The following is a 26896-nucleotide window of genomic DNA, read 5'->3' on the forward strand; positions in this document are numbered from 1 at the left end:
TCGCCAAGCACCCGCCAAGGCGGCACATCCCCGATGAGGAGTCGCCATGTCCACACACCCGCCGTTGCATCCACGTCAGCCGCTCGGCACCCGCGCGCGTCTTGCCATCGCCGTGGCACTGCTGCTGGGCGGTTCGGCCAGCTTCGCCCATGACGGCACCACGCACGCTGGTGGCATCGCCAGCGCACCGGCCAAAGCCGTGCAGGCACCGTTCGACATCGTGCATACCAGGGTCAGCACCGAGGGAAACATCGCCACGTTTCACATCGCCGTATCCGGCAAGGCCGGCGACAGCAAGCCGGTGAAGACCGGCAAGCTCGCCGGCAGCAGCGTGTTCTCCTACGTGTGGCCGACCACGCTCGATCCCTACCTGGTCGGCTTCGAGCATGGCAGCGGCATTCTCGCGTTCGCGGTCACCGCGCATCCCGACTTCGACGACACCCCGCTGTTCGACGAGAACGGCGATGGCGACCCCGGCAACGATGGCAACCTGTGGCACTCGCACTGGGTGGTGCTGCAGCCCGACGACGCCTGCGGCAAGGGCGCGCTGAAGGTGGTCGACATCGCCGAGGGCAGCAAGCCGCGACTGCCCAGGACCTGGCCAGGCCTGCCGATCCTGATCGACAGCCCCGGCTGGAGCCCCGTCTTCGACGACCACTCGCTGGAGGTGCGGGTGCCGTTCGACGACATCGGCGCCGTCGACGCCGCCGGTTTCGACGGTGTCACCGCCGCCTTGCGCGTCAACGCCAGCGTGCACGATCCGCTGCTGTGCGTTGTCGACGTGTTCAAGGTGGCCTCGGGCGACTTGTCACGACCGGGCAGGGTCAATCGCTGATCGGGGACGGGCGGCGGCTGGCTGTTCTGTCGTGCGCGGTGCGCCTCGTCTCACGCATCGGCCGCCGCCCTGACCCTCCGCCGACCTATTCCGCCAAGCAGGTGATTCGCGCGACTGCGTGGTGTGGCGGTGAGGGGGTGAGACGGGCGCGCTTCGCCTCGACGGCCGCGGGGAGTACCGTGCATCGCATCGGCTGCGTCGCCAGCCATCTGCTTTCCCCTGCTTCATGCCCGACGACCTGGCCTACCTTTCCGTCGATACGCCGCTGGGCGTTTTCCTCGTCGCCGAGCGCGACGGAGCCCTGAAAGGCGGCTGGTTCGAGGGGCAGAAGTACTTTCCGGCCATCTCGCCGGAAGCCGGGTGGCGGAAGGCCGCGACGCCCTTGTTGCACGAGGCGGGGCGGCAGCTGGACGCCTATTTCGCCGGCGAGCTGACGCACCTGGAGATGCCGCTGGCGCCGGAAGGCACCGCGTTCCAGCAGCAGGTGTGGCGCGCGCTGTGCGCGGTGCCGTACGGGGAGACGACGACGTACGCGGCGTTGGCGCGGGCGATTGGCCGGCCCGAGGCGTTCCACCCGGTGGGCGCGGCGGTGGGGCGCAACCCGATTTCGCTGTTCGTGCCTTGCCACCGCGCGCTGGGCAGCAACGGCTCGCTGACCGGCTACGCGGGCGGGCTGGCCCGCAAGCGCTGGCTGCTCGATCACGAAGGACGCGAGCGCCGCTTGTTCGATTGAGCCGGGAATGACGGCCCCGACCAGGACGCCTTGTCGGGCGGCTTTGGCATCCAGGTGCAGATCACGGCGGCGCGCGGCCGCCGCTTGAACCCGGCGCCCTCCGCCCGATTTGCTGCCGTTGATTGGCCGGGTCGCGAGGCTCGCGAGCGGTCTCGGACCTTAGCCCTGCACTGGCTGCGGCTCGCCCATCCCGCCCTGCAGCACCTGTCGATCGATCTCCGCCCGCAGCAACGCCGTCGCGATATGGATCTCCCTGCTGCCGGCCTGGTTCAGCGTCTGGACGAATCGTTCCAGGCTGCCTGATGCGACACCTTCACGCAATGCGGGCAGCATGACGAGCCAGTCGCCCTTGATGCCCCGCTGCTCCAGGTAGATGTCCATCAATTTCTCCGCCTCGAACCAGAACGGGGATGTTCCGACCTTGACGGGTATGGCGATGGTATTCACGCTCCAGGCACCCCACTCCGCGACGTGCGTGCCGGCTTGGGGTGCTCCGGCCCTCGCGAGCCCCCCGCACAGCAGCGACAGGGCTGCCTCCCGCGCCTGCGCGCTGATCCCCGCCTGCAGCAGCGCGGTAACCGCGGCGGCTCGTTGAAGGGCCACCGCCATCCACAGGGCGTGCTCGCGCTCCTCGTCCGAGGTGCACCGCGCCACGACCTGGGTGGCGGCCTGGGGCGTGTCGTCGTTCCACAACAATTCGATGATCGCCTGCTTGAACTCGAACTGCCTGCTCTGTGCTTCCGTTGTCATGGGCGTTCCTGGTGTGCTCGTGATTTCGTGGTACGACGGCGGCAACCGGCAGCGTCCGCGTAGACAGTCGGCGCGAACGCCTGACGGTCGTGGGCAGGTTCAACCGCGTCTTCCGCGCTGGTGGCTGTGGTTGCCGATGCCGGCAGGTGCCGCAGTGGAGAAGGACTTTCGCTGGCGCCGCGTGCCGCTGCCAGCTTGCGGGGGCGGCCCGCGCCTGGCCTATTGCTTGGTGCGTCAGCGAGAGGAAGCGATGAAGCTGTTCGGTGCGTAAAGCACCCAGTCGGCTTCCTCGCCGTTCACCGCCACGTGAGCATTGAACGCGACGCAGCTGTGATCCGGGCAGGGACTGGCGTACGCCATGTTGCCCGGGGCGGGAGCGAGCAGCGCATAGTCGTGCCTGGCATTGATCTCGCGGCAGAACTCGGGTGCGCCGCCGATGATCTTGATCACCACCGGGTTTGCATAATATCTGTGGTCCAGCACCTGCAGCTTGAATTCTTCGGAGGTACAAGCCCAGGCGCCAGACTTGAAGCTGACCGAAGTGGCCTGGGCGGGCGGCGCAAGCAGCGCTTCCTGCGCGAGGGTCGGCATCAGGCCGTTCCTCCCGAAATGCCAGAGAAGAATGCCGCCAAACACCACCAGCCCCACCAATGCCCGCTTCAACATCTTTGTCTCCCCCTCGATCCTCCATGGATCGTCGTGACGCAGAATTGCACCGCATTTCAGGGGCGTCAAACCAGGCAAGCGAAACCGGGGCGGAGAAAGTCAGTGCCCTCTGCTCGATGTCCGCGTGCTTCGGCGGCCCCGGACGGCGCAAGCTCACCAGGTGGCCGATGGTCTTTTCCCCCATGGCCTCGATTGACTTCCTCCATCCCGCTTTCGGCGGCAGTTGAACCCGGCGCGTGCTGTCGCCAGAATGGCCCGGCGGCGCAGGTGGCGGTCGCACAGGGTATGGGGAATGTACCGGTCGGCTGTGCCGTCGGATTGCAGCGCCCGCGAATCGGGCGCGAGGGGACGCTCATTTGATTTTCTACGCAACGGGCCTGCTGCTCGTCGTCGGCGCGGTCTGGCTGTTCAATCGACTGGTGCGGCTGCGCAACCAGGTTCGCAACGCGTGGAGCGATGTCGACGTGCAGTTGCAGCGTCGCCACGATCTGGTGCCCATGCTGGTCGAAGCGGTCAAGGGTTACGCCAGCCATGAGCGGCAGTTGCTGGAACGTGTCGCCGCCGAGCGCAGCGCGGCGATGCGCGGCGGAACCCCGGCGCAGCGGATCGCGCCCGAGATTGCGCTGGGCCAGCAGCTGGTGCGCCTGGTCGCGCTGGGCGAGGTTTACCCGGAGCTCAAGGCCAGCGGCAACTTCAGCCAGCTTTCGGACGAGCTGGTGGAGGTGGAGAACACCTTGCAGCACGCCCGGCGCTTCTACAACGGCTCGGTGCGCGAGTACAACACGGCGCGCGAAACGTTTCCCACCTTGCTGATCGCCGCGCCGCTCGCCTTCAGGCCCGCGGAGTTCTTCGCCGCCGACGCCGATGCCAGGGCCAATGTCCAGGTCAGGCTCGGGGAGCCTGCATGAGGCTTGCCGGCGGTCTCGTGCGGCATCGGATCTCGCGCATGTTGTGCCTCGTTGCCGTGACGCTTGCCGCCGGCAGTGCGATGGCGCAGGACGCCGGTCAGTCCGGTGTCGAACCCACCACGATGACGCGCGATACGTCGATCTGGGTCAACCACGACTACTCGATCGAGGTCAGCGAGACTACGGAGGTCAACGCGGCGACCCCGTGGGAGTTCCATCGCGACCTGGTTCTTCCGGGCCGCAAGCTCGCACTTCGCGACGTGTTCCTGATGGGGGCGGCCGAGAACGGCGACGGGGTGACGACCGAGGTTGCGCCGCTGGGCGATGGCGTGCGTATCACCGTGCATCCGACACGTCGCGTGGGGATGCAGTTGTTCGAACTCGATTACCGCGTCCTGTACAAGGCGGTCGACGATGGCAAGCTCGTTTGGCCGCTCACCTCGGCCACCGATCGACTGTCGCTGCAGCGTGCGAAATTGGTGGTGAAGCTGCCGCAGGAAACGCCTTCCAGTCAGATCCATGCGCAGTTCCAGCTCGACGGTGCGCCTGTCGCGGCAGGGGATCGCCGAGTCACCGGAACCAAGGTCGACCTGGGTTGGCACGATGCCGTCGCGCCGGGGCAGGTGTTGGGCGCGGTGCTCACGTTTCCCGAGGTGGCCGAGGCATCGACCCCCCTTTTGTCGGCGGGGCCGGCCTGGATGTTCAACGGCACCGTGTGGCTGGCCGTGCTGGCGTTGTACTACCTCCTGGCGAAAATTTTCTTCACCGGCGGCGGCGACGGCAAACCCGTGATCGTGGAGTACGAGCCGCCGACCGGCTGGTCCGCCGGCGCCGTGCGGTTGCTGTGGCACGGTGCCTGGGATGAAAAATGCTTTGCCACCGGCGTGCTCGGCATCGCCGCCAAGGGTGGGCTCACGCTGGCCCGGCAGGACGATGGCACATGGGTGGCAACGCGAACCGGCGGTGACCTTGCCCCGGCCTTGACGATGGACGAACACCGGTTGCGTTCGGCGTTGTTCGCGTTTGGCCCCACGGCGGAGTTCTCCGAGGCCCATGCCGACAGCACCGGCCTTGCCGAGCTTGCTTTCCGGCGTGCGCTGGAGAATCGCTGCGCGGGCGAACGTCCAGGCGATCCCGCCTGGCTGTTGATCCCCGGCTGGCTGACCGCGCTGACCGGCGCCACGCTGTTGTTCTTCGGCATCGACAGTCGTTTCGTGATCCTGGGCGAGATTGCGGCTCCCAGCCTCGTCGGTGCGCTCGTCGTGGCGATGCTGATGGACGTGGTCCCGCTTGCGCTCCTGCGCGCCACTCGTGCGCAGGTGTACGTCGTGGCCGCGATCGCCGCGATCGGATTGCTGGGCGGCGGCGACCGGCTGGACTGGCTGACGGGCGCCGCGCTGCTCGCCGGCCAGGTCGCCGCGGGGTGGTGGTTGCTGCGCCAACCGCCGCGGGAGACGCCGTTGCGGCGCAAGCTGCACGGCTTCCGCTGGTACCTCGGCACCGCCGAACAGCAGGACATGGATGCGCGCTACAAGCCGTCGCTCCATCCCGAACTCCAGGCGAGCCTGCTGCCGTACGCGATGGCGCTGGATGTGGCGGTGACGTGGAACGCCCGCTTCGCGCATTCGCTCGAAGAGGCGGGAGGGCAAGAGGATTTTATTGCCAGCCTGAATCCCGACCATGACGACGCCGCGCTGGAACTGCTGGCTTTTGCACAGGCGATGGCGCGTCGCATCCCGAAATGAAGGGCGCATGCGATGGAAACGCGGCGGCCGGTCGCTGGACAGGCCCGGGAGGCTAGGGCGAAAGCTTGCGGCAAGTCACGGGCCAGCCTGCGTCCCGTAGCCATCCCGCCGGAAACACGACAGCGCGCCGATTCGCGGATGCCCGCACCCCGGACGACTGTCGAGTCCGGTGCGCCGCCAGTGAAGCAGGGAAGATGTACGCTGCGTGGTTGAAGTGATGCCCGCGGCAGCTGGCGCCGCGGGTCGTGCAGCAGGGATGGAGATTGCGATGACGTCCGCAGCAGCCCCCGAGTGGCGCACCAGCGCCTGGTTGAACACGCCCGAGCCATTGACCCTCGGCCATTTTCGCGGGCGGGTGGTGCTGCTGCACGCGTTCCAGATGCTCTGTCCGGGTTGCGTGGCGCATGGCATTCCGCAGGCGCAGCGCGTGGCGAAGCTGTTCGAGGGCGCGTCGCTGGCAGTGGTCGGCTTGCACACGGTGTTCGAGCACCACGCGGCGATGGGGCCGGAGTCGTTGCGCGCGTTCCTGTACGAATACCGCATCGCGTTTCCGGTCGGCATCGATGCGCCCGGCCCGGCCGGCGATCCGATTCCGTGCACCATGCGCGCGTATGCCATGCAGGGCACGCCGACCACGATCCTGATCGACGCGCAGGGGCGGCTGCGTCGCCAGGTGTTCGGCCAGCACGATGACCTGCTGCTCGGCGCGGAGATCGGTACGTTGCTGGCGGAACTGGAGCAGTCGCGCCCGCAGATGGCAGACGCGGCGCTCGCGGCAGAGGCTTGCAGCGAAGATCGCTGCGGGATCACGTCGGGTGCGCGGCAGCCGCCGTCGTAGCGGCGCCTGGCACGGCAGAAGAATGATGAGGAAGCGCGGACTAGGCTGATCGCTCCGGCGCATCGGGACGCAGATCCATCGCGCCCGGCGTGGTGTGCACCAGCGGCACGAAGTTGTCGTCCGGCGTCACTTCGCGCTTGCGGCGCATGAAGCGGTACAGCGCGTAGCCGGCCAGCAGGCTGTCGAGCACCGCGAACCAGCCGAACAGGAGCGTCGGCCGCGTCAGGCTCATCAGCGTGCCCGCCAGCAGCGGCCCCACCGCCGAGCCGATGCCGTTGACCAGCAGCACCGTGCTCGATCCGGACAGCAGCTCGTCGCGGCGCAGATAGTCCACCAGGTGCGCCACCGCGATCGGGTACACCGCGAAGCTCATGCCGCCGAAGGCGAATACCAGCAGCATGGCGATGGTGTGGCCGGCATTCGGCAACACCAGGTTGGCCAGCGCCGCCAATGCCGCGGTGGCGCTGATCAACGCCAGCGCCAGGCGCCGGTCGATGCGGTCGGACAACCGTCCCAGCGGCAGTTGCAGCACCACGCCACCGGCGATCGCCACGCTCATGTAGGTGCCGACTTCGGCCGCGCCGAGACCGCGCGCGGCCGCATACAACGGCAGCAGGCCCCAGAACGCGCCCAGCACCATGCCCGAGATCAGTGCGCTGACCAGCGCGGTCGGCACCAGCCGGAACATGCGCCCGACCTGGACGCGCGGCGCGGCATGGATGGACGGCTGCGGCTGCGGGGTCATCACCACCGGCAGGTTCGCCGCGCAGACCAGGATCGCCACCACGCAGAACAACACGAAGCCCTCGCCGCCGATGTGCAGGAACTGCTGCGCGATCGCGCTGGCACCGAGGTTCAGCATCATGTAGACGGCGAACACCGAACTGCGATGCTTCGGATCGGCGGCGGTGTTCAGCCAGCTCTCGATGATCGCGTACAGGCCCACCAGCAGCAGCCCCTGCAACACGCGCAGCACCAGCCATGCCGCGCAGGCCGAGGTCAACGCCTGCACCAGCACCACCACCGCCAGCAGCGAGGTGCAGAAGGCGAAGGTGCGGATATGGCCGAAGCGATGCGTCAGCCGGGGCACGGTGTAGGTGCCGACCAGGAAACCGGTGTAATAGGCCGAGGTCAGCACGCCGATCATCGCCACGGAGAAGCCCAGCACCTCGCCCTGCAACGCGATATGCGTGTGCAGCAGGCCGACGCCCATCAACAGGAACACGGTGCTCGACAACAGCGGTGCGGTGGTGCGGATGCTGCTCAACATGCGAAAGACCCGGGGATGGCACGCGCCGCGCGACCGGCGGAGCCGGTGCGGCTTCGGCAGGGTAACCGGACGGGAAAGCGTTTGTCGCCGCCCGGCAGTGTGCGGGCCATGGCGTACGCACGGCGAAGCGTGGCCCGGAACAATCGACACGACGGCGTTGAACGCGTTGCGCCGCCCCGGTCCCGTCGACTTCCCAACCCCAGGAGCGGGCTCCTGCGAGGGCGTGGAATTCCGGGGGCCGTGGCGCCGACGACGACGGCCGCGCACCTTGGCCGGAATGACGGCACGATGAGACGGCGAGGGGTCTCTTCGCTATCAGTATCGGGCCGTCGTCAGCGGCGCATCGGCCCACTGCCATGCGGTCGCCTGCAGCTTCGACGTTTCGCGCGCGGCGTCGACCTGCCCGAGCTTTTGCTGGGCCTGCGCCAGGCCGAACAATGACCAGCCGTTGAGCGGGTAGGTTTTCAGGTCCTGGTTGAATGCTTCCGCCGCGCCCGCGGCATCGCCGGTTTCGAGCAGCGCGGCACCGAGGTAGGGGCGGACCGGGAGCGGCCAGTCGGCCGGTTCGTTGTAGGCCAGCGCATCCTCGGCGGCTGCCGCTTCGTGCAGCGCGGCGATGGCCTGCGCGTGCTTGCCTTGTGCGCGCAGCAGTTCCCCGCGCAGCAGGGCGTCGGCCACGCGCAGCACGCCATCGGCGTGGTTGATGTCGAAGAAGCTTACTTTCGCCATTGCCGGATCGACGGCGATCGCATGCAGGGCGTCGGCTTCGCGAGCGGCTTCGATCAGGGTGCTCTTGCGCGCGTGTGCCATGCCGCGGGCGAAGTGACGGATCGCCGCGGGGTATGGCAGTTCCGGTGACGCGGCGGTGTCGGCAAGAATCGCGTCCCAGTCGCCGAAGCGGACTTGCGTGAGCAGAGGCGTGACCACGAATTGCTGCATGAACTCCATTGGCGCCGCGCCCATTGCGGCACGGTCGGCGCGCCGGGCAGTCTGCTCGGCAGCCTGCAGCGCCAGCGTGCGCGAGCCGGTCAGGCCTGTCGTCATCGTGGCGAAGTGCCAGTTGTGCGGCACGTAGCCCAGCGGATAGACGCCGTTGCTGCCGCGGCACATCGCCAGGAAATCCTTGTCGGCGGTGGTGGCGGCGAGGTTGGTCAGGGTCGCGTCGTGGTAGCGGCCGACGCGGATGTAGGTGTGCGCGGGCATGTGCACCAGGTGGCCCGAACCGGGCGCCAGCGCGGCCAGCGCGTCGGCGTGGGGTTCGGCGCGCTGTGGCTCGGGCGAGGATTCGGTGGCGTGGATGTAGTAATGCATCGCACCGATGTGGCGCGGGTTGCGCGCCAGCACGCGTTCCAGTTCGCCGAGCAGGCGCGGGGTGAACCGGGCCGGAGTGCCGTCCTTTTCCCAGTACGCCCAGGGCGAGAGATCCATCAACGCCTCCGCGTACAGGGTGGCGGCATCGTCGTCCTCGGGGAATTGCGCGACCACGCGCGCCATCGCTTCGGCATAGGCGCGGTCCAGCGGTGCGCGATCTTCCGGCGCCGGGTCGGCATAACGCAGTTGCAGTGCCTGGATCAGCGCGCGATCGACCGGACGTGCGGTGGCGGCCAGGCTGGCCGCGCGCGCGGCGAGGGCGGTGGCGTCCTTCGCGTGGGCTGGGTCCATCGGCAGGTTGATGTTCGGCCCCAGCACCAGCGCCTGGCCCCAGACGCACATCGCGCATTGCGGGTCCAGTCGCGCCGCCTCGGCGAAGTTGCGCCCGGCCGCCTCGTGGTTGAAGCCGTACGCCATGCGCAGGCCCTGGTCGAAATGGCGTTGCGCCAGGGGCACCGGGGTGGCCACGTCGTGGTGCAGGTCGCCGAAGGTATCGAACAGCGGCGGCGCAGCGGTTTCGGGCGCGGATGCGGCGTCGCCGGCCGCCCTCGGCGCGGGATTGCAGCCCGCCAGCAGGACTGCCAGCAGCGGCAGGAACAAGCATCGACGGATCATCGTGATTCTCCCATGGTCGGTTCGGAAACAGGGGGGAAGCAGCGGACAGAGTAGCCGAGGTTTGCGGAAATGGATGCCCGATTTTCTCAGGCCACGCACGGGCCGGTTCACTGCCCCTGCGGCCGATTGGACGTCCATCCATACCTTCCACGTTCACATTGTCCCTGACAGCTTTGGCTCTCCGGCCGGCTGTTGCGGTCCCATCCGGGAAAGCTCACCATGCGCGACGTGCACGAGTGCCTTGTCGTACTCGACCGCATGAGTGTGCGATGGGGTAGTGAGGGGAAGTACCAGTTTTGGGGCAGGCACGAACGCCGCCGTTTGCCTGGATGTCCGCCTGGGACACCGGCGCCTGTGCCATTGGACTCACCTGTGCTCTCGGCACCGCGACCCACTCGGTGACCGAGCCCGGTTGAGCCATCCGTTGTGGAAAGAACCAATCGGGGATGCCATGACCACGAATCACGCGCAGGCGCTTGACCTACCCACCAGTCCGAACCTCATGGCGGCCGTCGACCGCTGGATCTGGGTCTTCATGGCGGCGTTCTTCATCGCCATCACGCTGACCGGATTCGTGCCGGACTCGCTGCAGAAAGTCGCCATGATCCGGGCCGGGGCAAGGCCGCCGTTCCCGCCGGTACTGCATGTGCATGCCGTGTTGATGGGCTCGTTTCTGGTCCTGCTGCTCGTCCAGTCCTGGCTGATGGCGACCGGCCGGCGCCAGCGGCACATGCTGCTGGGGCGCCTGGCTTTCGTGCTGGTCCCGGCCATCATCGTCACCGGTTTCCTCCTGGTCCCGACGATTTACCGACAGGTCTGGAACGGGGCGCACGTCGCGCCGTCGCCGGTGCGTGAACAGCTTCAGCAGACGCTCCTTTTCCTCGACAACATCGCCTTGCTGCAGCTGCAGGCCGGCATCCTGTTTGCCGTTTTCATCTGGCTCGCCTTGCGTGCGCGACGCACCGATCCGGACTTCCACAAGCGGATGATGTTCCTGGCCATAGCCTTGCCGCTGCAGGCGGCGATCGATCGCATCGGCTGGTTGCCGCCGATCCATCCCGGTCCGTTCTCGACCGACCTCTACACGCTGCTTGCGGTGTCGCCGCTGTTCCTGTGGGACGTGGTCAGGCAGCGCCCGGTGCAGCGGGTCTATCTGGTCTGGCTGGGCCTGTTCCTGCCAGTGGCTGTTGCCGTCAACCTGTTGTGGGACATGCCGGGCTGGCACGCGCTGGTGCCGAAGGTGCTGGCGCCCTGACGGAGGCCGGCGCGGTCGCGACGCATCGCGCGGGTAACATCTGAAGCGCGGGACGCTCGACGCGTGGTCCGCCGAGTCGTCCATTGCGTTTTCCCGTCATCCGGAGGCATGCATGTCGCGAGTGTTGCTGTGCGGTGCCACCGGCCTGGTCGGGCGCGAGGTGCTGCGGATGGCGCTGGATGATGCCGCCGTCACCCGGGTGGTGGCGCCGACGCGGCGGCCGCTGCCGGCGCATCCCAAACTGGTGAACCCCGTGGTCGACTTCGAGCAGCTGCCGGCCGATGCCGCGTGGTGGCAGGCCGATGCGGCGATCTGCACGTTGGGTACCACGCTGCGCGATGCCGGCTCGCCTGCGGCGTTCCGGCGGGTGGATTTCGATTACGTGCTGGCGTTTGCGCGACTGGCGCGGGCCGGTGGCGCGCAGGCCTTCGCGCTGACCTCGTCATGGGGTGCCGACGCGGCATCGCGCTACTTCTACCTGCGCATCAAGGGCGAGGTGGAGCAGGCGGTGCAGGCACTGGGTTATCCCTCGCTGACCGTGCTGCGGCCCTCGCTGATCGGCGGCGAGCGCGAGCGGCGGCGGCTGCGCGAGCAGCTCGGCATGCGTGTGCTGCAGGCGCTGGCGCCGATCGTGCCGCGACGCTGGCGCATCGTCCCGGCGCCGCGAATCGCGCAGGCATTGCTGCAGTCGGCGCTGGCGATGACCCCCGGCTGCGCGGTGATTTCCCCGGAGCAGTTGCTGTCGCCGGCATGAAGCGGCGGGCGCCGGCCTACAGCGGATGCTGGCGATAGAACAGCTCGAGTTGCCGGTAGACCTCCGGCAAGTGCTCGCGCAGGTTGGCCGGAGCCTCGAAGAACTGCTCGCTGCACACGGCGAAGAACTCGGCCGGGTTTTCCAGCGCGTACGCGTCGATCGGCAGCTCGTCGCCGTTGTTGCGTGCCTGCTTGAGGCGATGCCATGCGTCGGAGAACACCTGCGACCACCGCCTGGCATCCATGCGCCGGTGCAGTGGCGGGAAGCCGTTCGCCTCGCCGTTGAGCATGTCGAGCTTGTGCGCCATCTCGTGGATGACCACGTTGTGGCCGGGCTTCTTTCCGCTGTCCAGCACTTCCGCCCACGACAGGATGACCGGACCGCGGCCCCACGCCTCGCCGGCCAGCAGGCTGTGGCCCTGGTGGACCACGCCGGCGGCGTCCACGTGCTGGCGCTGCGGCATGAACGCATCCGGGTAGACGATGATGCTGTGCCAGCCGTCGTACCAGTCCATGCCCAGTTTCAGGATGGGCACGCAGGCATGCGCCGCCAGCAACACGCGGTCGACGTCACCCAGCGGCAAGCCTTCCACCGGCTCCAGCGATTTGCGTTCGAGGAACAGCGTGGCCAGCACGCGCAGCGCAGCCTGGTCCGACGCGCCCAGCCGGCGCGCGGCGGTGCAGCGTTGCAGCGCTTCGCGCCAGAGCGCTTCGGCGATCGGGCGCCGGGTGACGGTGCGCCGTGCGCGCCAGTTGCGGAAGATGTCGAACATGGCCACATGCTGGAGGGGGAGCTCCGGAACATCTGGGCCGTCGCGCCGTTACTCAAGCGGGCGGGCGATGCATAAGCACGGGCGGTGCGGCGATTCAGACCGGCGCGGGGTGCGCTTCCAGCGTGGCCTCGAACTCCGCCGGCGGCAGCGGGTGGCCGATCAGGTAACCCTGGAACACGTCGCAGCCCTGGGTCAGCAGGAACTGCCGTTGCGCGATGGTTTCCACGCCTTCGGCGATCACTTCCAGGCCCAGGCCGCGGCCCATGCCGATGATGGTCTGCGCCACCATCGCGCCGTTGGCGTCCTCCGGCAGGCAGGCAACGAAGGACTGGTCGATCTTCAGCTGGTCCAGCGGCAGGCGCGAGAGATAGGTCAGCGAGGAATAGCCGGTGCCGAAGTCGTCCAGCGAGATGCGGATGCCTTGCGCACGCAGCGCGGTGAGCTTGACCGCCGCCTCGGCGAGGTCGTCCATGATCGTGGTTTCGGTGATTTCCAGTTTCAGCCGCGACGGATCGGCACCGGTGGCCGCCAGCGCCTGGCACACGCCGTCCACGAAGTGCGGCTGGGCGAACTGCCGCGCGCTGACGTTGATCGCCATGGTCAGCGACTGCGTGGCCGGCCGGCTCGACCAGGCCACCAGCAACTCGCAGGCGCGCTGCAGCACCCAGTCGCCCAGCGGCAGGATCAGCCCGCTCTCCTCGGCCACCGGGATGAACACGGTGGGCGACACCGCCACGCCGCGGCGCGTCCAGCGCAGCAGCGCTTCGGCGCCGAGCACGCGGCCGTAGCGGTCGACCTGCGCCTGGAGGTTCAGTGCCATCGCGCCTTGGGCGATCGCGTCGCGCAGGTCGTGCACGAGGCCGTCGCGCTGCGCCAGTTCGGCCAGCATCTCCGGCTCGAAGCGGCATACCTGGTCGCGGCCGGCCGCCTTGGCGCTGTACATCGCCAGCTCCGCCTCGCGCAGCGCCGATTCGGGCGTGTCGTGGCCGGCCGCCAACTCGGACCAGCCGATGCTGGCGGTGATCGTCACCGGCGCGTCGCTGGCCAGCCGGAACGGCTCGTGCAGCGCCTCGCGCACGCACTCGGCGCACTCGCGGGCGCGCTGCGCGCGTTCGCTGCGGTTGCTCCGCTCGCACGGCAGGGCGAGCGCGAACGTGCCGCCGCCCAATCGCGCCAGTACGCAGCCGTCTTCCAGCAGCCGGCGCAGGCGCTGCGCGATCAGGGTCAGCAGGTGATCGCCGGCGGCGTGGCCGCGCAGATCGTTGACGCGCTTGAAGTGGTCCAGGTCGACCAGCAGCAGCAGCGCGCGAAAACCTTCGGCCTGACCCAGCAGGTGCTTGAGGTGGTTGCGCAGGAAATGCCGGTTCGGCAGATCGGTGAGCGGGTCGAAGAAGGTCATGTGGTCGACGCTGGCGTGGGCCTCGCGCTCGCTGGTCAGGTCGACCATGGTGCAGACGCGGTGGGTGACCTGGCCTTGCGCGTCGGCGACTGCCGAAGTGGCCGCGCGCACCACCCGCGGCTGGCCGTGCTTGACCTGGATCCAGCGCTCCTCCTGCCAGAAGCCGTCGGGGCCGAGCTGCTCGTGGTGCTCGTGCGCCGGCGCGTTGTCGTCGCGGCGCGCCCAGACCTGCGACGAGGGCTGCCCCCGCACCTCGTCCAGGCGATAGCCGGTGAGCCGGGTGAACGCCTGGTTGACGCGCTGGATGGTGCCGTGGGCGTCGGTCACCATCAGCGCCTCCTGGGTCTGGAAGGCCACCGCGGCCAGACGCAGTTCGCTGTCGGCGCGTTTGCGCTCGGTGATGTCCTGCGCGTAGAGGATCGCGTAGAGCGCCGCGCCGTCCTCGTCGTGGATCACCGAGCAGTCCAGTTTCGCGGGAAAGCGACGCCCGTCGCGGGTGATCTGTTCGGTTTCCCAGACCAGGTGCGCGAGGCGGTCGGCCTGCGCCCATTGTTCGTGCTGGCGGGCAAGGACGTCGGGCGGGAACAGTGCGTCGACAGGCGTGCCGACCATTTCCTCGGGCGCGTAGCCGCGCTCGCTGGCGAACACCGGGTTGACCGCGGTCAGCAACCGCGTGCGCGAGTCGCAGATGGCCACGCCGAAGGCGGCGTTCTGGAACGCGTGCGCCCACAATCGCAGTTGCGCCTCGCTGTGCAGGCGCCGGGTGACGTCGCGCGCCACGGTGAGCACGCCGTGGATCGCGCCGGTGGGATCGTGCAGCGGCACCTTGCTCAGTTCCAGTTGCCGGCTGTCGCCGTCCGGTGCCTCGTACGGCACGATCGCATTGCTCGGCTGTCCGTTCGACAGCACGCCCTGGCTCATCGAGCGCGACGCGGCGGCGAAGCGCGTGTTGCGCTCGTCGAAGGCGTCGAACGTCGTGCGGCCGAGCAGCGATTCGCTCGTGCGCCCGAACAGGCCGCAGGCGCGGTCGTTGCAATCGGTGAGCACGCCCTTGCCGTCGCTGACCCACATCGCGTCCGGGCTGGCGTCGAACAGGGCGCGCAGGTTGCGCTTCTGCGCGCGCAGCTCGCGGGTGCGCACGGCCACCGTGCGGCGCAGCGACCATACCCACAAGGCCAGCAACACGGCCAGCGCCAGTCCCACGATCAGCGCGATGCGCGCCGTCCGCGCGAAAGGTTGCGACATGGCGGGACGATCCAGCCAGCGCTCACGCAGGGCGGCGCGTTCGGCCGGCGTGATCATCGCCATGCCGCGCTCCACCGTCTGCAGCATCGCGCTGTTGCCCGCGCGCACGGCGCGGCGGGGCTGGCCGGTATAGAGGATGTAGGCGAGGTAGAACTTGTCCAGCGCGGCGTAGCGGTAGAGGTAGTAGTTGGCCGGGTTGGTGTCCATGCAGAACACGCCGATGTTGCCGCCGACCGCAGCCTGGATGATCTCCTTGTAATTGGTGTATTCGTGCAGGTCGGTGATGCCTTGCCTTCGCATGTGTTCGGCGCAGGCGTCGCCGCGCTCCACCGCCACGGGAAAGCCGCGCAGGCCGGTGCTGTCGGTGATGCCGCGGATGCTGCGCGCCACGTAGATGCCCACGGCCTGCTTCGCGTACGGTGCGGAGAACTCGTACAGGGGCACGCGCTCCGGCGTGAGGTAGATCATGTCGATCACGTCGGCCTTGCCGGCCAGCAACTCCTTCTGCGCCTCGCTCCAGGCCATCGGCTCCAGCTCCACCTGGATGCCGGTGCGCTGCTGGAACAGCCGCCACATGTCGACTTCGTAGCCCTGCGGCTTGCCATTGCCGTCGAGGAACAGGAAGGGCGGGTAGTTGTTGTCGGTGACCACGCGGATGCGCGCGGGGGTGGGCGACATGGCGGCGGACGTCGAGGCGCTCGGCGGCGGCGACGCGGCCACTGCCGCAAATGCCGCGGCCAGGCCACAGAACGCTCCTCCGATGCATGCCGTGCGCCATCGCTTCATGCAGATGCCTCTTGCGGTCGCGGTCCCCGTTGCGAAGTTCAACCATACCCCAGTCGGCGCGGTCCGGCGCAGGCCGGCCCGGTTCGCCGCGGGGCATCTCTGCCTTGTAGCGGCGTCGCCGGGAATCTCTTGAACATGGCGCGCATGCCGTGCGCGTGAGCCGGCGGCTGTTCCGGCCTGGCGCCGAGGCCAGCCAGCCGGTGCCGAACCCGGCGGTGCGCCGCCTGGCCGCGGTCATCCGCCGCCGCATCGCCGGCAAGGGCCATCTGCTCGACGTCTCCCCGCAGCTTTGTTTCAAGGCGTACCTGCATGCCGAGAGTGCGGCGACGGTGCCACGCCGCGAAACGCTGTCGCAATTTGCGGCGCGACGGTGTTCTTCCGTGAGGACAGCTTCTGTCGAACGGAGGATGCACCCATGAACACGACATGCGCGATCGCCCTGCTGGCGCTTTCACTGGAACTGGCCCCGACCCCCGCCGCGGCCGCGCCGCCTGCTGCTGCCGCCGTGCAGCTCGCGCCCGGCGACCTGAAATGGATGCCGGCGCCGCCGGTGCTGCCCAAGGGTGTGCAACTGGCGGTGCTGAGCGGCAATCCGTTCGCGGAAGGGTTCACCACCCTGCGCCTGAAGATCCCGCCGCACACCGTACTCGCGCCGCACTGGCACCCGACCGCGGAGGGTTTCACCGTGCTGCAGGGAACCTTCCACATCGGCATGGGCGACCAGGTGGACAAGGCCGCGGCCAAGGCGCTGCCGGCGATGAGCTACGCGTCGCTGCCGGCGATGCATCACCACTACGCCTATACCGCGGACGAGGGCGTGGTCATCGACCTGAGTTTCTACGGGCCGTTCCAGATCCACTACGTGCATCCGGCCGACGATCCGTCGCGGGTGGCCGCGACGAAGCCCTGACGGCGGATCGTGCGGCGTCCTAGGTCCTAGATGCCTGCGTGGTACGGTCGGCCGGCCACGCAGTTGTCTACTTCCTGCTGGCTGATGTGCGCGTAGGGCCGCAGGTTCACCACCGCTTGCACCATCCGGTCCTGGCGCTGCACCACGTCAGCCAACGCAGCGCAGAATTCGGGGGAGTGGGACAGAGCGAGGCCTTGCTGCTCCAGTTTGTTCTCCATCTTGTCCAGGCGGCCGGTCATCATCGCGAACACGGTCCTGGCCATGACGTGCCGGGTCATGTGCGCGGCCTTGTCCAGCGAGAGATCCACCAGCGCGATCACCGCCTCGCGGTAGCGCAGCGCCTCGGCCTTCTGCGCAGCGGAGAGCACCAGCGGATCGTTGCCGATCTTCACCACGCCGGAGGCGTCGATGCTGGCGTCGGGATGGCCCTTGGCGTTCATGCCCAGCGGCTCGCGATGCACCTCGGCACGCGCCGATTCGATCTCGCGCGTGGCCACGCCCGAGCAGCCCGTGCCAAGCATGGCCACGAGGATGAGGAGGGCGCCAGCCAGGCGCGGTCGATTTGCCTGAAACATGCGGGATTCCCGGGGCGGTTACTGCAGCACTTTTTCCGCGTCGACGATGGCCACGCCCTGCATCTGGCCCAGCAGGCTGTCGAACCACGGCTTGTGGGTGGCGCCGACGATGCACAGCACGCGGGCACCGGGACGTTCGCGAAATGCCGCGCGCACGTTGGCCACCATGCGCAGGTTGCGCGTCTCCCAGCCGGCGACGTAGATGCGCGCCAGGTGGCCGGGCGACTCATCGCGCATCGCCGCGCCCATGTCGGCGTCGATCTGCCTGCGCAGGACCTCGGGCCGGTTGATGAAGCGGTACAGCGCGAGCATGTCGCCGCGACCGGTGAGCGTTTCCTGTTGTCTGCGATCGGCCGCCACTTCGCCCGCGCTGGCGGCCCAGGCATTGCGGATCGCGTTGGCGTAGGCGGGCACGTCGGGCACGTCCACGTTGTCGCCGGAGTGGTCGTCGACCGGATACACGCGTTGCAGGCCCAGCCGTGCGGCGAGGCGCGCGGCGATCTGCAGGTCCTCGCCGTTTCGCGTCTGCAGTTCGCGCAGGCGGGTAGCCAGCGCATCGTCCAGGCCATCACCGGCGTGTCGTTCGGCCTGTGGCAACTGCAGCCACTGGGTCAGCGCCGAGGCATCGTCGCCGCTGGCGAGAAACAGCGCGGCCAGGTGCCGGCGCTGCGCCGCGTGCGGCCGTGCCGGCCAGTGTGCGAGCGACTCCTTCACCGCGGCCACCGCAGCGGGAACGTCCAGGCCGGTGGCTTTCTTCGCCGCCGTGGTGTCGCTGCAATAAGTCGCGACGTCCTGCGCCGCGTAGAGCGCCGGGTTGCGTTTCATCATCGCGCAGCTTTCGCCGGGGATCGCCTCGACGGTGATGATGTCGGGCCTGAACGCGGCCAGCTTCGCCAGCACCGGCTGCAAGGTATCGGCCTTGAACCCGTCGGGCATCTGCGCCAGGTGCACGCTGCCCAGCACCAGCACCTGCGACGACGGACCGGCCATGCCCTGGTCCAGCCCGGACAGGTCGACCTGCGCCAGCGCCGTGCCCGACCACAGCAGCGCCGCCAGCAGGCCACAGCTCGTCCATCGATTCGTCATGCGTCGCTCCGTAGCGGCAGGTGTGGGGAAGTATTGGCGCTGGGCCCGACCTCGCCGGCCATTGCATCCGCGCGACCGCGCGCCGCCGTCACGCCATGGTGCGGGCATGCACCGACACGGGCACGTGCGAAAAGTCACGAGGGATGTCGGGAGCGCCGCAGGAAAAAAAGCGAGGCGCGCGGCGTGGGTTCATTCCGCACGGCAGTGTGCAAATAGGAATGAAGCGTGGTGGGTATCACCTGACCCGGGGGAACGCGGTAGCGGGTCATTCGCGCCCCGGTTCGCGGCGCGTGGACGTGCGGCGGCCGCGCTGCGGCGCGGTCGCGGTGTCGTTGCGTGCTGGCATGTCGCTTGCTGGACATGGCGTCGGGGGCGGGCGATCGGACTCCGGCGGCGGGCAGGCCGCCGGGTTCCGGTTGTCGCAGCCGCCTTCGCCCGGGCAACCGGCAATCCAGCGCAGGAGGCTTCTTCATGGCCACGACTCGCAAGATCACAAGCAACGCGAACAGGGGCTCGGCCAAACTGTTCGCCCTCAAGCCGCACGATCACGCCGGCATCGCCAAGGCGCTCGGCGTGGCACGCGGCGATTACGAAGTGAAGTGGTGGTGGAAATACGGACAGCCGGCGATCGACCTGATCCAGGCACAACTGGAGGTCAACGCCAAGCAACTCGGTCCGGTGGTCAGCCAGCTGATGCGGCTGAACGGTCCGACGCTGCAGGTCAGCGCATCGTGCTTCCCCTACGGCATCCCGGTGCCGGAGTGGTTCCGGCTCGAAGTGAATATCCGCAACGCCGGTCGCTAGAGGCCGACTGATGCATCCACGCGGCCGGGAGCCATCGCCCGGCCGCCGTTGCCTTGCCGCGAGAACGTCATGGGCCCGACCGGCGACGTCGTCAACGTCATCCAGATCCACCCCACGCTGCGCTGCAACCTGCGTTGCCGGCATTGCTACTCGACCTCCGGTCCGGAGCAGCGCGGCGAGCTGGACGTGGAGCTGCTCGAGCGCTTCCTCGCCGACGCAGCGGGCGAGGGTTACAACGCGATCGGCATGTCCGGCGGCGAACCGCTGACCTGGAAGCCGCTGCCGCGCCTGCTGGCCTGCGCGCGGTCGCTGGGTTTCGCCACCTCGGTCACCAGCAACGGTTTGCTGCTCGATGCGCGGCGGCTGGCGCAACTGGCGCCGCATCTCGGGCTGCTGGCGATCAGCCTCGATGGCGTGCCGGAGAGCCACAACCGCATGCGCAACCGCGCGCATGCGTTCGAGCAGATGCGCGCCAAACTCGACCTGCTGCGCGCGGCCGGCGTGCCGTTCGGTTTCATCTTCACGCTGACCATGGACAACCTGCCCGAGCTGGATTGGGTCGCCGGCTTCGCCGCGGCCGAGGGTGCGCGGTTGCTGCAGATCCATCCGCTGGAACAGGTCGGCCGCGCCCGCGAGTACGAGCTGCGTCCGCCGGACGACCTGGAGCTGGCGTACGGTTTCCTCGAAGTGGCGCGGCTGCAGCGGCAGTACCGGGAGCAGCTGACCTTGCAGTACGACGTGGCCGATCGCCAGCTGATCGCGCGCGAACCCTGCCGCGCCTTTGCCGGCCCGGCGGTGGCCGCGGACGTGGCCGTCGATGCGCGGCTGGCCGCGCTGGTATCGCCGCTGGTGGTGCAGGAGGATGGCTGGGTGGTGCCGATCCAGCACGGCTTCGCCACCACCCATGCGATCGCGCGACTCGATCGCGGCCCGTTCCGCACGCAGGCTGCGCGCTGGAAGCGCGAACGCTATCCGCGCTTCCGCCATCTCGCCGAGCAGGTCTGGGCCGGCATGCGCGACGCGCCGGAGCACCTGCCGTTCACCAACTGGTATGCCGCGATCACCACGGCCAGCGCGCACCGACCGGCGCGGCGGCCGCTGACGACGCCGGTGCGGTTGACGGCCTAGGCGAACCCTCGGGGGACGACATGCGCAGATGCATCACCATGGGGTTGATCGCGGGCCTTGCCTGCCTCGGCAGTGTCGATGCGCTGGCGCAGCCGCCAGCGCAATCGCTGCAGCAGTTGCACAAGCACGAGGCATTGGTGCCGGTGGCGAAGGCGGCGAGCAGCGTCACGCATGTGTCTGCCCCGAGTGCGGAGCAACACGTGGCGTTGAGTGATGCGATGCTGCACGTAGTGGCGGGGCAGCCGCCGCTGCCGGCGTCGGCAACCACCACCAGGCCGGCCGCCGTACTCAGCCCGGCTGCCGCACGGGCGGCGCAGAAGTTCCATCTCGACCCGCTGGCCCTGAGCAGCGGCGAGGTGAAGGCGGTGTCCGGCAGCCATGCCGAAGTGGTCAATCCCGATACGGTTGCCGAACAGGCACGGCCGGGTTCGGTCTTCGTCACCCGCACCGGTACCGGCGCGACCCGGGTGGCGCTGTCGGCGCCGCTGCGCGCGGCGCTGCCGGCCGGGGCGCAGACATCCGCCGTGCGGCTGGGTTATGTGGTGAGCGCCACCACCGGGGCGGAGGCCAGCCCGGTGCGGCTGGCTGCGCTCATCGCCGACAACACCGGGCTGGTGCTGGACGCTGCGCATTCCGCCTGGCGCGGCGGCTTCTCGGTGGCGCTGTCCAATCTCGACGATCCCGCCGATCGGCGCCCGCTGAACACGCCGGTCACCGTGGCGATCACCGCGGCCGGTGCCTCCGACGTGACGCCCGCGCCGCTCAGCATCGCCGACGTCGGGCGCTGGCATGCGGTGCGCGTGACCGTGCCGGATTTCCCCGGCGACCGCTATCACGTGTCGGTCAGCGCCGACCCGCAGGATCGCGGCAACGCGATCGACCTGCCGGTGGTGAAACCCACCATCGAGGTGATCGCCGCCAATCCGCAGATCGCCGGCTGGGGCATCGGCCAGACCGCGATCACGCTGCGCGCCCGCGGCCTGGTCACGCCCGACGGCTATCCGGTGACGCTGCGCAACGAGCACGGCTCGCTCGACCCCACCTACGTGAAGCTCGACGCGCAGGGCGTGGCCACCGCGCGGCTGCGCTCTGATTCGGCCAGCTCCACCAGCGTGAGTGTCGCCGACGCCGGCGTGGTTTCCCAACCGGCCACCGTGGTGTTCACCGCGCCGTGGCTGTTCCTGGCCGCGGCTGTTGCCGGTGGTCTCCTCGGTGCGTTCATCCGCGGCAAGGGGCGCCGCCGAGCCTGGTACGCGTTGGCGATCGGCGTGGCGTCGGCGATCCTGATGACGCTGGCCTACGCAGTCGGCATCGACTGGGTCAGCCGCGCGCTGCCGTCGGCGCACCTGGCCACCTCCGGCGAGGCGGTGATCTTCGTGCTGGGCGCGATCGCCGCGCTGCTCGGCGTGGGCGTGCTGCTGCCGGCGGGCGGGGGAGGGAAGGACGCTTGATCGGGGGACGCAGACGGCGGCGATAATGACGGGACTCTCCTGTGCGAGGCGCCGCGATGTCCGTTCGATCCGACGAGGCCGCTGCGAGCCCGTTGCCGCGCATCACCGGGCGCAGCAGCTCCCACTACACCCGTCTGGCGCGCATGTTCGCGCTCGAGCTGGACGTGGCCTGCGAGTTTGCGCCGGTGTACGACCTGGCCTCGCTGGACGAGCGCAGCTACACGGGCAACCCCGCCCTCAAGTTGCCGGTGCTCAGTCATGGCGGGACAGTGGTTTTCGGGACCGAGAACATCTGCCGCACGCTGGCGGAGCTCGCCCCGCGCTCCGCCGTGATTCTCTGGCCCGAGAATCTGCGTGACGCGCCGGCGCGCAACGCGCAGGAGCTGGTCTGGCACGCCATGCAGGCCCAGGTGCAGCTCGGGTTCGGCACGCAGATCGCGGGGCTTTCGCCGGACAGCATCTACTTCGTCAAGGCGGCCACGGGCCTGCGCAACGCACTGGCGTGGCTTGACGAGCGGGCGCCCTCGATCATCGCCACCCTGCCGCCGCACGATCTGGGCATGCTGGAAGTGTCGCTGTTCTGCCTGCTCGAACACCTGGCCTTCCGCACCACCGTGCCACTCGCGCCGTATGTGCGGCTCGGCGATTTCGCCCGCGCCTTCGGGCAGCGGGCTTCGGCGCGAAGCACGACTTATCGGTTTGACACGCCCGCTCGGGATTGAAGCGGTCGGCCCCGGCGAAGCGCTGCACCGAGCCTGGCGACGTCAGCTCGCCTCCGCGCGCACCAGCCACACCTCGCCGCGGCGTGCGCGCGGCAGGCCGTTGAACAAGGCGAACCAGGGTGCGAGCAGGCGCACGGTCCAGCCCAGCCGGCGGATGCGGCGGAACGGGCTGGAGACGGCGCGTTCGGCGCGGATGGTGAAGCCGGCTTCCTGCAGCGCCTTTTCCAGCACCCACGGGCTGAGCGGGGTGATGTGGCCCTGTTCGCGGTAGTCGATGTCGCGAAACCACTGGAACTGGCCCGTGCGCAGGAACAGCGCCTGCGAGACCGGGTTGGCGATGTTCGGCGTGGACAGCACCAGTTGCCCGCCGACCGGCAGCAGGGCGCGGATCTGCCGCAGCACCTCGCGCGGGTTTTCCAGGTGCTCGACGATTTCCAGCGCCATCACCGCGTCGAAGCCCTGCGGCCATTGCGCGGCGAATGCGCCGTTGAGGTCGGCCGCGACGAAGGGCACGTCGGTCGGCTTGAAGCTTTCGGGAAACAGGTCGCTGGCGGTGACGTGGAAACCCAGGTCGGTCAGCCGCAACGACATCGCGCCGCTGCCGGCCCCGAACTCCAGCACGCGCGCGCCCGCGCCCGCCGCGCCGACCAGCAGTTCGGTGGCCGCCTCATGCAATCCGGGGGCGGCGTAGATCGGCAGGCCCTTGTACTCGCGCATCGGCTGGCCCGCGAAGCCGGTGCGGAAGTTCTCGGCGCGCGCGCTGGCCTGGTCGGCCACGGAGGGAGTGGGCATGGGCGTCGTGGTGGGCGGCTGGAGGGTTGAGGGGCGGCGGTCACACGCGCCCGGTCACCGGGATCAGGGCGCCGGTGATGGCGGCGGACTGTTTCGACAGCAGGAACACGATCACGTCGGCCAGTTGCTCCGGTTTGACCCAGCGCGTGAAGTCGGCCTTCGGCATGTCGGCGCGGTTGGGCGGCGTGTCGAGGATGCTGGGCAGCAGCGCGTTGACGGTGATGTCGCGCTCCTTGAGCTCCTCGGCGAGCGATTCGGTGAAGCGCATCACGCCGGACTTGGAGGCGGTATAGGCCGCCACGCCGGCGCCGGCCTTGAGCGCGGACGCGGCGCCGATGTTGATGATGCGTCCGCCGGCATGCAGGTGTTTCAGCGCGGCCTGGCTCGCCGCGACGGCGGTGCGCAGGTTGACCCGGTAGAGCAGGTCCCAGGTGTCCGCGTTGCCGTCGGCCACGCTCTCGTAGCGAAACATGCCGGCGATGTTGACCAGCGCGTCGAGCCCGCCCATGGCCTCGGCGGCAGTGTCCAGCGCGTTCGCCGCGGCGGCGGGATCGGCCAGGTCGACGCCGCCGATGCAGCTGGCCGCGCCGATGCCTGCGCTCGGTGCGGGGGCACGATCGATGGCGGCGACGCGGGCGCCGGCGGCCAGCGCCGCCTGCACCGTGGCGAGGCCCAGGGTGCCGAAACCGCCGGTGACGGCGACGCGCAGGTGGTCCAATTGCATGGTGTTCTCCCGAGGCTGTCCGCCGGACAGGATAGCCTGCCGCGCAGGCCGTACAAAGAAAACGCCAGCCGATCAGCCGAACGGCAGTTCGATCGACGGGCTCTGCGGGGTGAACCAGCGTGCGCCGTCGTCGGTGATGTGCATGTCGTCCTCCAGCCGCACGCCGAACTCGCCGGGGAGGTAGATGCCCGGCTCGTCGCTGAAGGTCATGCCCGTTTCGAGCGCGCGCTTGTTGCCCTGCACGAGGTAGTACCACTCGTGCATGTCCATGCCGATGCCATGGCCGAGGCGGTGGCTGAAGTACTTGTAGCCGGGGCCGTGGCCGGCGTCGACGATGACCTTGCGCGCGGCGGCGTCCACCGATTCCATGGTGGCGCCGGGGTGAGCGGCCTTCAGCGCCGCCTGCTGCGCGCGGTGCACGATGTCGAACACGCGCTTCATCTTGTCGCTGGCCTTGCCCAGCACGAAGGTACGGGTGAGGTCGCTCTGGTAGCCGCCGACCTTGCAGCCGTCGTCGAGCATGATCACGGTGCCCTCGCTGATGTGCTGCGGCAGCGGCGAGCCGTGCGGCGAGGCGGTGAACGCGCCGACGTTGACGCTGGCGTCGCCGCGCAGGCCCTGGCGTGCGTAGGCCGCATCCACCAGGGCGGAAATCTGCTGCTGGGTCATGCCCGGCTGCAACGCCTTCCACACCGCGTGGTACACCGCCAGGGTGGCGTCGTTGGCCAGTTGCATCAGCGCCAGCTCGGCCGGGCTCTTGATCGCGCGGCAACCGGCGGTGACCGGCGTGGCGCTGACCAGCTTCACGTGCGGCGCCGCGGCGGCGATGCCGAACTGCGTGGCCGAGCGCAGTTGCTCCTCGATGCCCAGCGTGCCGGTGGCCATGCGCCATTCGGCGAGCACGCCGGCGATCAGCGCGTACGGGCTCTCGAACTCCTGCCAGGTGCGCACGTCCTTCCTGCCGAAGGCGATCTGCTCCAGCGTGCGTTCGCGCTCGAACGCCGGCGTGATGTAGACCGGGTCCCCCGATTTCGGCAGCAGCATGCCGGTGGTGCGTTCGCTGACCCACCAGTGCATGCCGGTGAAGTATTCGAGCGAACTGCCGCCGCCCATGAACACCGCGTCCATCCCGTGCTCGGCCATCAGCCGCTGCGCCTTGCGCAGGCGTCCTTCGCGCTCGGCATCGGTGATCGGCACGGCGCGCGGCGCCACCGGTTCCAGCGCCAGGATCGAGGGCGGCAGTGCACTGCCCGTGTCGCCCGCACTGGCGGTACCGGCGCCCAGCAGCGGCAGCGCAGCGGCGCCCAGCGCGGAGTGTTTCAGGAAGCGGCGTCGCGATGGCTGGAGGGTTTCATCGTGGCTCATGGGTGTTCGCCTGGCATGGAGAATGAAAGGTTCGCACACCCGGCGCGGTCACGCGCGCGCAGGCGGTCGCACGTCGGGCAGGAACACCGCCAGCAATCCCAGTAGCGGCAGGAACGCGCAGACCTGGTACACGAACACGATGCCGTAGTGGTCCGCCACCACGCCGAGCACGGCCGCGCCGATGCCGCCGAGGCCGAACGAAAGCCCGTAGAACATGCCTGACACCATGCCGACGCGGTGGGGCATCATGTCCTGCGCGTAGACGATGATCGCCGGGAAGGCCGATGCCAGCACCACGCCGATCACCACGCTCAGGCCCACCGTCCATGCCAGCCCCACGTGCGGCAGCAGCAGGGTGAACGGCGCGATGCCGAGTATCGACACCCAGATCACCTGCTTGCGCCCGATGCGGTCGCCGAGCGGGCCGCCGAACAGGGTGCCGGCGGCCACGGCCATCAGGAACACCGCCAGCAGGTGCGTGGCGGTGGTCATCGACAGGCCGAAGTGGTGGATCAGGTAGAACTCGTAGTAGCTGCTGATGCTGGCCAGGTAGAAGAACTTGGAGAACATCAGCACCATCAGCACGCCCAGCGTGCGGCGCACCACCGGCGCGGGGAACGGCGGCTGGTCCGAGGCCAGGCGCTTGCGCACGCGCTCATCGATGTGTCGGCTGTACCAGCGGCTGACCTGCAGCAGCACCACGATGCCCAGCAGCGCCGCCAGCCCGAACCAGCCCACGTGCGCGCGGCCCAGCGTGAGCACCACGCCCGCCGCCATCAGCGGCCCCAGCGCCTGGCCCAGGTTGCCGCCGATCTGGAACACCGACTGCGCCAGGCCATAGCGTCCGCCCGAGGCCATCCGCGCCACCCGCGAGGATTCCGGATGGAACGCCGACGAGCCGCAGCCGATCAGCGCCACCGCCAGCAACAGCACCGGGTAGCTCGGCGCCACCGACATCAGCAACAGGCCGGCCAGGGTGAAGCACATGCCGACCGGCAGGGTGTACGGCAGCGGATGCCGGTCGGTGACCATGCCCACCACCGGCTGCAGCAGCGAGGCGGTCAGCTGGAAGGTCAGCGTGATCGCGCCGATCTGGAAAAAGCTCAGCGCAAACTCGCCCTTGAGCAGCGGGTAGATCGCCAGGATCACCGACTGCATCATGTCGTTGAGCACGTGCACGAAACTCACCGCGCCCAGCACGCCGTAGCGCGTGGTCGACAGCGGCGTGGTGGTCGCCGCCGCGATCACCGGCGGCGCGCCGCCCGCTTCGCTGGCGGTGGCGAGGGGGGAAGTGTTCGACACGGTGTCTTTCATGCGGGGAAGCATCACGGGTGGAGGGGTGCCTGCCGTGCCCACGCCGCACGCCGGATCGGGCCGCCGGCCGCACCGGGCAGCGC

Annotated in this window: 25 protein-coding genes; 13 read left to right on the plus strand and 12 right to left on the minus strand. The window is 69.1% G+C overall.

Annotated elements, in window-relative coordinates; genetic code table 11:
• Positions 1–46 precede the first annotated feature (46 nt).
• Both ACVCMB_RS00630 and ACVCMB_RS00635 read left to right on the plus strand, forming a co-directional pair.
• A complete protein-coding gene (locus ACVCMB_RS00630; RefSeq protein ID WP_395117396.1) occupies positions 47–835 on the plus strand; it encodes a hypothetical protein in 789 nt (262 codons plus the stop codon).
• A gap of 226 nt (positions 836–1061) precedes the next feature.
• Positions 1062–1568: a methylated-DNA--[protein]-cysteine S-methyltransferase gene (locus tag ACVCMB_RS00635; RefSeq protein ID WP_447099290.1), complete on the plus strand. Its 507-nt coding sequence runs from the start codon at positions 1062–1064 to the stop codon at positions 1566–1568.
• Between the two features lie 159 nt (positions 1569–1727).
• Here ACVCMB_RS00635 and ACVCMB_RS00640 read toward each other — a convergent pair whose 3' ends face one another.
• A complete protein-coding gene (locus ACVCMB_RS00640) occupies positions 1728–2318 on the minus strand; it encodes a hypothetical protein (protein WP_447105854.1) in 591 nt (196 codons plus the stop codon).
• 234 nt (positions 2319–2552) lie between these two features.
• Positions 2553–2984 carry a hypothetical protein gene (locus ACVCMB_RS00645; RefSeq protein WP_395117402.1) on the minus strand — a complete coding sequence of 144 codons (432 nt, stop codon included), beginning with the start codon at positions 2982–2984 and terminating at the stop codon, positions 2553–2555.
• 356 nt (positions 2985–3340) lie between these two features.
• Here ACVCMB_RS00645 and ACVCMB_RS00650 point away from each other — a divergent pair, with 356 nt between their 5' ends.
• The 3 genes from ACVCMB_RS00650 to ACVCMB_RS00660 all read left to right on the plus strand — a co-directional run bounded on the left by ACVCMB_RS00650 (position 3341) and on the right by ACVCMB_RS00660 (position 6475).
• Positions 3341–3892, plus strand: coding sequence for a LemA family protein (locus ACVCMB_RS00650; RefSeq protein WP_395117404.1), 552 nt, complete (start codon positions 3341–3343; stop codon positions 3890–3892).
• Positions 3889–5637, plus strand: coding sequence for a hypothetical protein (locus ACVCMB_RS00655; protein WP_447105855.1), 1749 nt, complete (start codon positions 3889–3891; stop codon positions 5635–5637). The genes ACVCMB_RS00650 and ACVCMB_RS00655 overlap by 4 nt, the downstream gene beginning before the upstream one ends.
• A 268-nt stretch (positions 5638–5905) precedes the next feature.
• Positions 5906–6475: a TlpA family protein disulfide reductase gene (locus tag ACVCMB_RS00660; RefSeq protein ID WP_447105856.1), complete on the plus strand. Its 570-nt coding sequence runs from the start codon at positions 5906–5908 to the stop codon at positions 6473–6475.
• A 40-nt stretch (positions 6476–6515) separates the two neighbouring features.
• Here the strand turns inward: ACVCMB_RS00660 and ACVCMB_RS00665 are convergent, their stop codons facing one another.
• Positions 6516–7745 (minus strand): MFS transporter, encoded by a 1230-nt coding sequence (locus ACVCMB_RS00665; protein WP_447105857.1) that lies wholly within the window; start codon positions 7743–7745, stop codon positions 6516–6518.
• A gap of 315 nt (positions 7746–8060) precedes the next feature.
• Complete coding sequence (locus ACVCMB_RS00670) at positions 8061–9731, minus strand: tetratricopeptide repeat protein (protein WP_447105858.1); 1671 nt, start codon at positions 9729–9731, stop codon at positions 8061–8063.
• 451 nt (positions 9732–10182) lie between these two features.
• On the opposite strand from ACVCMB_RS00670, the gene ACVCMB_RS00675 reads away from it, so the two are divergent.
• Positions 10183–10986 carry a hypothetical protein gene (locus ACVCMB_RS00675; RefSeq protein WP_447105859.1) on the plus strand — a complete coding sequence of 268 codons (804 nt, stop codon included), beginning with the start codon at positions 10183–10185 and terminating at the stop codon, positions 10984–10986.
• Positions 10987–11098: 112 nt separating this feature from the next.
• Positions 11099–11740, plus strand: coding sequence for an NAD-dependent dehydratase (locus tag ACVCMB_RS00680; RefSeq protein ID WP_447105860.1), 642 nt, complete (start codon positions 11099–11101; stop codon positions 11738–11740).
• 16 nt (positions 11741–11756) lie between these two features.
• Here ACVCMB_RS00680 and ACVCMB_RS00685 read toward each other — a convergent pair whose 3' ends face one another.
• The gene (locus ACVCMB_RS00685; protein ID WP_447105861.1) at positions 11757–12512 is read right to left on the minus strand and encodes a M90 family metallopeptidase; all 756 of its coding nucleotides are present in this window, start codon (positions 12510–12512) and stop codon (positions 11757–11759) included.
• Between the two features lie 94 nt (positions 12513–12606).
• Positions 12607–15834: an EAL domain-containing protein gene (locus ACVCMB_RS00690; RefSeq protein ID WP_447105862.1), complete on the minus strand. Its 3228-nt coding sequence runs from the start codon at positions 15832–15834 to the stop codon at positions 12607–12609.
• Positions 15835–16097: 263 nt separating this feature from the next.
• On the opposite strand from ACVCMB_RS00690, the gene ACVCMB_RS00695 reads away from it, so the two are divergent.
• Positions 16098–16361, plus strand: a complete 264-nt coding sequence (locus tag ACVCMB_RS00695; RefSeq protein WP_447105863.1) for a hypothetical protein — start codon at positions 16098–16100, stop codon at positions 16359–16361.
• The gene (locus tag ACVCMB_RS00700; RefSeq protein WP_447105864.1) at positions 16358–16852 is read left to right on the plus strand and encodes a cupin domain-containing protein; all 495 of its coding nucleotides are present in this window, start codon (positions 16358–16360) and stop codon (positions 16850–16852) included. The genes ACVCMB_RS00695 and ACVCMB_RS00700 overlap by 4 nt, the downstream gene beginning before the upstream one ends.
• Before the next feature lie 26 nt (positions 16853–16878).
• Here ACVCMB_RS00700 and ACVCMB_RS00705 read toward each other — a convergent pair whose 3' ends face one another.
• Together ACVCMB_RS00705 and ACVCMB_RS00710 are read right to left on the minus strand one after the other, a co-directional pair.
• Complete coding sequence (locus tag ACVCMB_RS00705; RefSeq protein WP_447105865.1) at positions 16879–17427, minus strand: hypothetical protein; 549 nt, start codon at positions 17425–17427, stop codon at positions 16879–16881.
• 18 nt (positions 17428–17445) lie between these two features.
• Positions 17446–18513: a DUF5694 domain-containing protein gene (locus tag ACVCMB_RS00710; RefSeq protein WP_447105866.1), complete on the minus strand. Its 1068-nt coding sequence runs from the start codon at positions 18511–18513 to the stop codon at positions 17446–17448.
• A gap of 471 nt (positions 18514–18984) precedes the next feature.
• Between ACVCMB_RS00710 and ACVCMB_RS00715 the strand changes: the two genes are divergently transcribed.
• From ACVCMB_RS00715 to ACVCMB_RS00730, 4 genes are all read left to right on the plus strand, one after another.
• Positions 18985–19317 carry a hypothetical protein gene (locus ACVCMB_RS00715; RefSeq protein ID WP_447100631.1) on the plus strand — a complete coding sequence of 111 codons (333 nt, stop codon included), beginning with the start codon at positions 18985–18987 and terminating at the stop codon, positions 19315–19317.
• Positions 19318–19386: 69 nt separating this feature from the next.
• A complete protein-coding gene (locus ACVCMB_RS00720) occupies positions 19387–20445 on the plus strand; it encodes a radical SAM protein (RefSeq protein ID WP_447105867.1) in 1059 nt (352 codons plus the stop codon).
• Positions 20446–20465: 20 nt separating this feature from the next.
• The gene (locus ACVCMB_RS00725; RefSeq protein WP_447105868.1) at positions 20466–21896 is read left to right on the plus strand and encodes a hypothetical protein; all 1431 of its coding nucleotides are present in this window, start codon (positions 20466–20468) and stop codon (positions 21894–21896) included.
• 92 nt (positions 21897–21988) lie between these two features.
• The gene (locus ACVCMB_RS00730) at positions 21989–22618 is read left to right on the plus strand and encodes a glutathione S-transferase family protein (protein WP_447105869.1); all 630 of its coding nucleotides are present in this window, start codon (positions 21989–21991) and stop codon (positions 22616–22618) included.
• Positions 22619–22660: 42 nt separating this feature from the next.
• On the opposite strand, the gene ACVCMB_RS00735 is transcribed toward ACVCMB_RS00730, so the two are convergent.
• The 4 genes from ACVCMB_RS00735 to ACVCMB_RS00750 form a co-directional block, all read right to left on the minus strand.
• Positions 22661–23410, minus strand: a complete 750-nt coding sequence (locus tag ACVCMB_RS00735; RefSeq protein WP_447105870.1) for a class I SAM-dependent methyltransferase — start codon at positions 23408–23410, stop codon at positions 22661–22663.
• Positions 23411–23450: 40 nt separating this feature from the next.
• The gene (locus ACVCMB_RS00740; RefSeq protein ID WP_447099273.1) at positions 23451–24134 is read right to left on the minus strand and encodes an SDR family NAD(P)-dependent oxidoreductase; all 684 of its coding nucleotides are present in this window, start codon (positions 24132–24134) and stop codon (positions 23451–23453) included.
• Positions 24135–24206: 72 nt separating this feature from the next.
• Positions 24207–25499, minus strand: a complete 1293-nt coding sequence (locus ACVCMB_RS00745) for a M24 family metallopeptidase (protein ID WP_447105871.1) — start codon at positions 25497–25499, stop codon at positions 24207–24209.
• Between the two features lie 48 nt (positions 25500–25547).
• Positions 25548–26801 carry an MFS transporter gene (locus ACVCMB_RS00750; protein WP_447105872.1) on the minus strand — a complete coding sequence of 418 codons (1254 nt, stop codon included), beginning with the start codon at positions 26799–26801 and terminating at the stop codon, positions 25548–25550.
• Positions 26802–26896 lie beyond the last annotated feature (95 nt).

The sequence above is a fragment of the Rhodanobacter sp. UC4443_H10 genome, from assembly GCF_052978325.1.

What these genes read in the sequence shown, in the direction of transcription:
- ACVCMB_RS00685 (WP_447105861.1), bottom strand. Translation starts at nt 12,512, where the DNA reads ATGTTCGACATCTTCCGCAACTGGCGCGCACGGCGCACCGTCACCCGG.
- ACVCMB_RS00645 (WP_395117402.1), bottom strand. Translation starts at nt 2,984, where the DNA reads ATGTTGAAGCGGGCATTGGTGGGGCTGGTGGTGTTTGGCGGCATTCTT.
- ACVCMB_RS00680 (WP_447105860.1), top strand. Translation starts at nt 11,099, where the DNA reads ATGTCGCGAGTGTTGCTGTGCGGTGCCACCGGCCTGGTCGGGCGCGAG.
- ACVCMB_RS00740 (WP_447099273.1), bottom strand. Translation starts at nt 24,134, where the DNA reads ATGCAATTGGACCACCTGCGCGTCGCCGTCACCGGCGGTTTCGGCACC.
- ACVCMB_RS00720 (WP_447105867.1), top strand. Translation starts at nt 19,387, where the DNA reads ATGGGCCCGACCGGCGACGTCGTCAACGTCATCCAGATCCACCCCACG.
- ACVCMB_RS00725 (WP_447105868.1), top strand. Translation starts at nt 20,466, where the DNA reads ATGCGCAGATGCATCACCATGGGGTTGATCGCGGGCCTTGCCTGCCTC.
- ACVCMB_RS00735 (WP_447105870.1), bottom strand. Translation starts at nt 23,410, where the DNA reads ATGCCCACTCCCTCCGTGGCCGACCAGGCCAGCGCGCGCGCCGAGAAC.
- ACVCMB_RS00675 (WP_447105859.1), top strand. Translation starts at nt 10,183, where the DNA reads ATGACCACGAATCACGCGCAGGCGCTTGACCTACCCACCAGTCCGAAC.
- ACVCMB_RS00710 (WP_447105866.1), bottom strand. Translation starts at nt 18,513, where the DNA reads ATGACGAATCGATGGACGAGCTGTGGCCTGCTGGCGGCGCTGCTGTGG.
- ACVCMB_RS00665 (WP_447105857.1), bottom strand. Translation starts at nt 7,745, where the DNA reads ATGTTGAGCAGCATCCGCACCACCGCACCGCTGTTGTCGAGCACCGTG.
- ACVCMB_RS00635 (WP_447099290.1), top strand. Translation starts at nt 1,062, where the DNA reads ATGCCCGACGACCTGGCCTACCTTTCCGTCGATACGCCGCTGGGCGTT.
- ACVCMB_RS00745 (WP_447105871.1), bottom strand. Translation starts at nt 25,499, where the DNA reads ATGAGCCACGATGAAACCCTCCAGCCATCGCGACGCCGCTTCCTGAAA.
- ACVCMB_RS00655 (WP_447105855.1), top strand. Translation starts at nt 3,889, where the DNA reads ATGAGGCTTGCCGGCGGTCTCGTGCGGCATCGGATCTCGCGCATGTTG.
- ACVCMB_RS00640 (WP_447105854.1), bottom strand. Translation starts at nt 2,318, where the DNA reads ATGACAACGGAAGCACAGAGCAGGCAGTTCGAGTTCAAGCAGGCGATC.
- ACVCMB_RS00670 (WP_447105858.1), bottom strand. Translation starts at nt 9,731, where the DNA reads ATGATCCGTCGATGCTTGTTCCTGCCGCTGCTGGCAGTCCTGCTGGCG.
- ACVCMB_RS00715 (WP_447100631.1), top strand. Translation starts at nt 18,985, where the DNA reads ATGGCCACGACTCGCAAGATCACAAGCAACGCGAACAGGGGCTCGGCC.
- ACVCMB_RS00630 (WP_395117396.1), top strand. Translation starts at nt 47, where the DNA reads ATGTCCACACACCCGCCGTTGCATCCACGTCAGCCGCTCGGCACCCGC.
- ACVCMB_RS00705 (WP_447105865.1), bottom strand. Translation starts at nt 17,427, where the DNA reads ATGTTTCAGGCAAATCGACCGCGCCTGGCTGGCGCCCTCCTCATCCTC.
- ACVCMB_RS00660 (WP_447105856.1), top strand. Translation starts at nt 5,906, where the DNA reads ATGACGTCCGCAGCAGCCCCCGAGTGGCGCACCAGCGCCTGGTTGAAC.
- ACVCMB_RS00700 (WP_447105864.1), top strand. Translation starts at nt 16,358, where the DNA reads ATGAACACGACATGCGCGATCGCCCTGCTGGCGCTTTCACTGGAACTG.
- ACVCMB_RS00690 (WP_447105862.1), bottom strand. Translation starts at nt 15,834, where the DNA reads ATGTCGCCCACCCCCGCGCGCATCCGCGTGGTCACCGACAACAACTAC.